This window comes from Agreia sp., assembly GCF_964263775.1.
Lineage (GTDB): Bacteria > Actinomycetota > Actinomycetes > Actinomycetales > Microbacteriaceae > Agreia.
In genome coordinates this window covers 1-6136 of sequence record NZ_CAXVWM010000060.1, presented here as the reverse complement: position 1 = coordinate 6136, position 6136 = coordinate 1, and the positions used below count along the sequence as shown (strand labels likewise).

General features: G+C 69.0%; 5 protein-coding genes. All 5 read right to left on the bottom strand.

Annotated elements, in window-relative coordinates:
* Nucleotides 1-1493 (bottom strand): L-arabinose isomerase (gene araA / locus ACE5CZ_RS05235; protein WP_374946285.1); only part of this gene is annotated, 1493 nt, incomplete at its 3' end.
* Nucleotides 1490-2212 carry an L-ribulose-5-phosphate 4-epimerase gene (locus ACE5CZ_RS05230; RefSeq protein WP_374946284.1) on the bottom strand — a complete coding sequence of 241 codons (723 nt, stop codon included), beginning with the start codon at nucleotides 2210-2212 and terminating at the stop codon, nucleotides 1490-1492. The genes ACE5CZ_RS05230 and araA, both read right to left, overlap by 4 nt.
* Complete coding sequence (araB, locus tag ACE5CZ_RS05225; RefSeq protein WP_374946283.1) at nucleotides 2209-3900, bottom strand: ribulokinase; 1692 nt, start codon at nucleotides 3898-3900, stop codon at nucleotides 2209-2211. Before araB ends, ACE5CZ_RS05230 begins: the two co-directional genes overlap by 4 nt.
* A gap of 195 nt (nucleotides 3901-4095) precedes the next feature.
* A complete protein-coding gene (locus ACE5CZ_RS05220; protein ID WP_374946282.1) occupies nucleotides 4096-5115 on the bottom strand; it encodes a LacI family DNA-binding transcriptional regulator in 1020 nt (339 codons plus the stop codon).
* Nucleotides 5112-5768: a hypothetical protein gene (locus tag ACE5CZ_RS05215; RefSeq protein ID WP_374946281.1), complete on the bottom strand. Its 657-nt coding sequence runs from the start codon at nucleotides 5766-5768 to the stop codon at nucleotides 5112-5114. Before ACE5CZ_RS05215 ends, ACE5CZ_RS05220 begins: the two co-directional genes overlap by 4 nt.
* Between the last annotated feature and the right edge of the window lie 368 nt (nucleotides 5769-6136).

Genomic DNA, 6136 nt, shown 5'->3' with positions numbered 1-6136 from the left:
TAGGCCTGGTTCCAGCGCACCTCGGCCGCGAACCCGCGCACCGTCGTCGATTCGTCGATGACGAGCAGCTCGGTGCGGGCGATGTCGGCGAAGATCCGCCACACGTCGATGCCGATCGCCGTCGACATGACGGTGTGGTGGGCCGCACCGGCGGTCAGCCACGCGGTCGCCGACGTGCGGAGGTCGGGCCTCGGAGCCCAGACCGCACGGCCGACGGGCAGCTTCGGGAGCGGCGGATGCTCCGGCACGACATCCACGACGTTCGCCGTCAGGCGGAAGCGGTCGCGCATGTCGCTCATCGCGACGACCACCGCCTCGCCGGGGTCGGTGTCGAAGACGAGCCGCACGGGATCCTCGCGGCCGCCGATGCCGAGCGGGTGGATCTCGAGGGTCGGCTTCGCGGTGGTCAGCGACGGCGACACCTCGAGCATGTGCGCACCGAGGATGGTCTCCTGCCCGGGCTTCAGGTCGTAGGTGTAGTCCTCCATGAGGCTCGCGCCACCCGGCAGGCCGGCACCCATCACGTTCGCGACCCGCACCAGCACGGCGGTCTTCCAGTCACCCTCCGCCCCGAACCCGTAGCCCTCGGCCATCAGCCGCTGCACCGCGAGGCCCGGCAGCTGCTTCAGGGCGCCGAGGTCCTCGAAGCTCGTGGTGAAGGCGCCGAAGCCGCCCTCCTCGAGGAACGACCGCAGGCCGAGCTCGATGGCCGCGCCGTCGCGGAGCGATCCGTGGCGCGCGCCGCCGCGCCGCAGCTCAGGCACCACGTCGTAGAGCTCCTCGTACTCGGTGACGAGCGCGTCGATGGCGGCGTCGGATGCCGCAGCCACCCTCTCCGCGAGCTCGTTGACGCCCCACGTGTTGACCTGCACGCCGAAGCGCAGCTCGGCCTCGGTCTTGTCGCCCTCGGTCACCGCGACGAAGCGCATGTTGTCACCGAAGCGGGCCAGCTTCAGGCGGTGGGCCGCGGCCCAGCCCGCCGACGCGCGCTGCCAGTCGGAGACCTGCTGCTGCACGACCGGGTCGGTGGCGTGGCCGACGACCGTGGTGCGGGCGACGCCGAGGCGCGACTGGATGTAGCCGAACTCCCGGTCGCCGTGCGCGGCCTGGTTGAGGTTCATGAAGTCGAAGTCGATCTCGGCCCAGGGCAGCTCGACGTTCGCCTGCGTGTGCAGGTGGAGGAGCGGTTTCGTGAGCGCGTCGAGTCCGGCGATCCACATCTTCGCGGGGCTGAAGGTGTGCATCCAGGCCGTCACGCCGATGACGCGGTCGTCGGCGTTCGCCTCGAGCATGGTGCGACGGATCGCGTCGGAGTCGGTCAGCACCGGCTTCCACACGATGCGAACCGGGATGCTCGTGGACGCCTCGAGCGTGTCGGCGATCGTCTTCGACTGCTCTGCCACCTGGCGGAGGGTCTCCTCGCCGTAGAGACCCTGGCTTCCGGTGAGGAACCAGATCTCGTAGTCGTCGAGTGAGGTGCGGAGAGTGCTCATGCGAGGGATCCTTCAGGGTTCTGTCCGTAGACGTTCTGGTAGCGGTCGAAGAGCGAGTCGATCGCGGCGGAGGGAATGTCGACAGGCGCGCCGAGCTGGCGCGAGATGTGCACCGTGCGGGCCACGTCTTCGACCATGACGGCGGCCTTGACCGCGTCGCGGGCGTCTGTGCCGATCGTGAACGGGCCGTGGTTCTTCATGAGCACGGCGCGCGAGCGGTGGCCCTTCAGCGTCTCGACGATTCCGCGGCCGATCGAGTCGTCGCCGATGATGGCGAACGGCCCGATCGGGATGTCGCCGCCGAACTCGTCGGCCATCGCAGTGATCACGCAGGGGATCGGTTCGGCGCGCGCGGCCCAGGCGACCGCGTAGGTGGAGTGGGTGTGCACGACTCCCCCGACCTCGGGCATGTTCCGGTACACGTAGGCATGGGCCGCCGTGTCGCTCGAGGGCGACCGCTCAGAACCGGGTGTTCCCGCAATCACCTCGCCGTCGAGGTCGCAGAGGATCATGTTCCCCGGAGTCAGCGCGTCGTAGTCGACCCCCGACGGCTTGATCACGAACAGGTCGGCGCCGGGCACGCGGCCCGAGATGTTGCCGCCTGTCCAGGTGACGAGGCCGTAGCGCACCAGCTCGCCGTGCAGCGCCGCGACGTCGGCGCGAACGCGCGCGATCGCATCCAGAATCTCGGGAGCGAAATCGGGTGCGCTGTCGCTCACGCGAGTGCCTTTCGTCTGGCGGTCTTGAGACGCTTCATCACATCGAAAGCGCCGCGGCCGAAGTAGTCGTGCAGCTCGGAGTAGTCGGCGTAGAGCGCGTCGTAGGCATCGGCGTTCGCCTCGTTCGGCACGTAGACGGCCTCGTCGAGCCGGCCCATGCTCTCGCTCGCGGCAAGCACGTCGGGATAGGCGCCGGCCGCGACGGCGGCGTGGATGGCCGAGCCGAGAGCGGGGCCCTGGGAGCTGGCGAGAACCGAGATCGGCATGCGCAGGATGTCGCTGTAGGTCTGCATCAGGAACGCGTTTTTGATGAGCCCGCCGGCGGCGATGAACTCGGTGACCGGCACATTCGAGGCGTTGAAGGTCTCGATGATCTTGCGTGTTCCGAACGCCGTCGACTCGAGCAGCGCCCGGTAGATCTCCTCGGCGCGCGTCGCGAGCGTCTGTCCGATGAGCAGTCCGGAGAGTTCGGTGTCGACGAGAACCGAGCGGTTGCCGTTGTTCCAGTCGAGGGCGAGAAGTCCGTGGCCGCCGACCGGCTGGTGCTCGCTGAGCTCGGTCAGATACTGGTGGATGCCGATGCCGCGCGCATCGGCCGCCTCGCGATAGTGGGCGGGCACCTGGTTCTCGACATACCAGGCGAAGATGTCGCCCACGCCCGACTGGCCCGCCTCGTAGCCGTAGAGGCCCGAGACGATACCGCCGTCGACGACCCCGCACATTCCGGGAACCTCTTTCAGCGCGTCGGAGTTCATCACATGGCAGGTGGACGTGCCCATGATGGCCACCAGTTGTCCGGGCTTCACGGCGCGGGCGGCGGGCGCGGTGACGTGGGCGTCGACGTTGCCGACGGCCACCGCGATGCCCTCGGGCAGGCCGGTCCAGGCCGCGGCCTCGGCGGAGAGCCGGCCCGCGGCATCCCCCAGCTGGCCGATGCGGTGCTCGACCTTGCTCGTGGCGAAGTCGGCGAAGTCGGGGTTGAGTGCGCCGAGAAAGTCGGCGCTCGGGTACTCGCCGTCTTGCCAGATGCCCTTGTAGCCGGCGGTGCACGCGTTGCGCACGTACTCGCCGGTGAGCTGCCAGACGATCCAGTCGGCGGCCTCGACCCAGTGCTCCATGCGGTCGTAGAGCTCGGGGTCCTCCTCGAGAAGCTGCAGGCCCTTGGCGAACTCCCACTCGCTCGAGATGAGTCCGCCGTAGCGGGCGAGCCAGGACTCGCCGCGCTCGTCGGCGACCCGGTTGATGCGGTCGGCCTGCGACTGCGCGGCGTGGTGCTTCCAGAGCTTCACGTAGGCGTGCGGTCGGTCGGCGTACTCGGGCAGCTCGTTGAGCGGGGTGCCGTCGGCCAGCGTGGGAATCATCGTGCAGGCGGTGAAGTCGGTGCCCACGCCGATCACGAGCGCCGGGTCGATGCCCGCCTCGGCCAGCGCCGCCGGAACGGCGTGCTTCAGCACGTCGACGTAGTCGCTCGGAACCTGCAGGGCCCACTCGGGCGGCAGGGTGGCCCCGGATGCGACGAGTGTGCGATCCATGACCGCGTGCGGGTACTCGAGAACGCCGCTTCCGAGCTCGGCTCCGTCGCTGACGCGCACCACCACAGCGCGACCCGAGAGCGTTCCGTAGTCGATGCCGATGACGTAGCGCTCGTCGTCGGTGGTCTCGGCAGTGCTCGTGTCGGCAGGGCTCATTCGGGGAACTCCTTTGTTCGCGTCACGCGGTGCATCCGGCGAATGTGACCGTTCACATCGCCGAGTTCATGTTACCCGAGCGCGGCAGTCCGCTGTCAAGCGCCGGGCTCCCGTGTCTAGTTCAGGAGGAGAGCTCTGCCACGTGGATAGTGGCGGTGGCGGAGCTCTCCTCCTGAATTAGTGACGGCACTTTCGTCACGAGCGGCGGGGCAGGGCCGTCGACGAGCGCACGATGAGGTCGGGCACCAGGTCGCGTTCCTCGACTGGCGAATCGCGCACCGCCGCGAGCAGCAACGCGATGCAGCGCCGCCCGAACTCGTCGAAGTCCTGCCGCACCGTCGTGAGCGGTGGCCAGAAATGCGCGGCCTCGGGAATGTCGTCGAAACCGACGACGCTGACATCACCCGGAACATCCAGCCCCGCATCGCGCAGAGCGTGCAGCAGGCCGAGCGCCATCTGGTCGTTGGCTGAGAACACGGCGGTCACGCCCCCCTCGCGCGCCAGGCGCTGGCCCGCGCGGTAGCCCGACTCCGGCGTCCAATCGCCGACCAGCGGCTCGACCGGGAGGAGTCCGCCGGCTTTCAGCTCGGCGTGGAAGCCGACGATGCGTGCCTCCGCTTCGATCCAGTCGCGAGGCCCGGCGAGGTGCTGGATGCGCGTGTGCCCCAACTCGATCAGGTGCCGCGTGGCGCGCCGTGCTCCCGTGATCTGGTCGACCGAGAGCGCGTGATCGCCAGGCCGTCCCGTGGACTGCATGGTGACGAACGGCAGGTCGAGCCCTCTCGAGACGAGCGCGTCGAAGACTCTGACCTGGGGCGCGATCACCACGAGTCCCTCGATTCCGAGGTCGAGCAGATGGGTGAGCGCCGCCTGGATCTCGTCGACATCGGAGCCGTCGACGTTCGCGGTGTTCACGAAGTAGCCCTCGGCACGGGCGGCGCGCTCGATGGCCCGGATGCTCGACGCCGGCCCGTACTGCGCGCTCGACGCGGAGAGAACGCCGAGGGTCGCAGACCGGCTCGTGACCAGTGCCCGCGCCGCCCGGTTGGGCCTGTAGTTCAGCTCGCCCATCACCGTGAGCACACGCTGCTTGGTCTCGGGCCGGATGCTCGGGTGGGCGTTGAGCACGCGCGAGACCGTCTGGTGCGAGACCCCTGCGAGGCGGGCGACGTCGCGAATGCTCGGCGCGCGCCCGGATGCCGGCGGCTCGGTCACAGCGACCGGCGCAGGGCGTGCGCCATCCACCACCACACCAGGGCGCCGGCGGCCGCGTAGACCACGACCGAGAAGAGTGTGGCGAGAATCGAGACGGCAAGGGTGACTCCGATACCCGACGCGTCTTCGCCCGAGACGGAGCCGCTGCCGAGCACGGCTCCGAAGAGGATGGTTGCCAGCGGCGCGGCAAGCGGCGAGATGACGGTCGAGGCGAGAACCCCGAGTCCGATGAGAATTCCCGATGCGCTCCACGTGACGGCCCAGGGGCGGGCGACGCCCACGGAGGCGATCATGGCCTTGCCGATCCAGATTCCGGCCCAGCTGATGGCCGCGCCCACGATCAGGGCGACACCCAGCACGACCCACGCGACCCAGACATCCGACGAAGGCAGGCCCACGGCGTCGAGAACGTAATCGACCGGCCCCACCCGAGAGCCGTCGGTTCGAAGAATGATCTCCTGCACGAGCGACATGATCGCCCCGATGAGAATCAGGATGCCGGCGAGCGACACGATGATGAGGCCGGCCGTGAGCACGACGTTCGACACGGCGCCCGCGACAAGCGCCCTCGAGCGGTGCGCGCGAGTCAGCGGCGGCCGGATGACGCGCTGGTTCGGGTACGAGAAGGCGGGGGGCTGACTCAGCTGGCTCACACGATCTCCTGTCGGATGCTGTGAGGTCAGGATAGCGTTCGCGCCCAGGCCACCTCGCGGGCGAGTTGGCCTGTCGCCCGGAACAGCGCAACCTGCGGAGACTCGGCGAGCGCCTCGGCCAGCGACTCCGTGGGCACCCGCTCGATGAGGGCATCGCACGTCGCGGGCGACAGTTCGGCGGAGGTCTTGCATCAGCACGCGGCCATGAGGCCTTGCCTTCTTGATCTGTGACCATATGGTCACCTATAGTCGGAAATATGGATGACGTGTTCCGCGCCCTGGCCGACCCGACGCGGCGGGCGATCCTCGACGCCCTGTTCGTCGAAGACGGCCAGTCGCTGGGCGCACTCGAGGCGCGGTTCGACATG

Bases quoted from the DNA above. Each gene is read 5' to 3' on its own strand.
- araB (WP_374946283.1), bottom strand. From the start codon at position 3,900: ATGAGCCCTGCCGACACGAGCACTGCCGAGACCACCGACGACGAGCGC.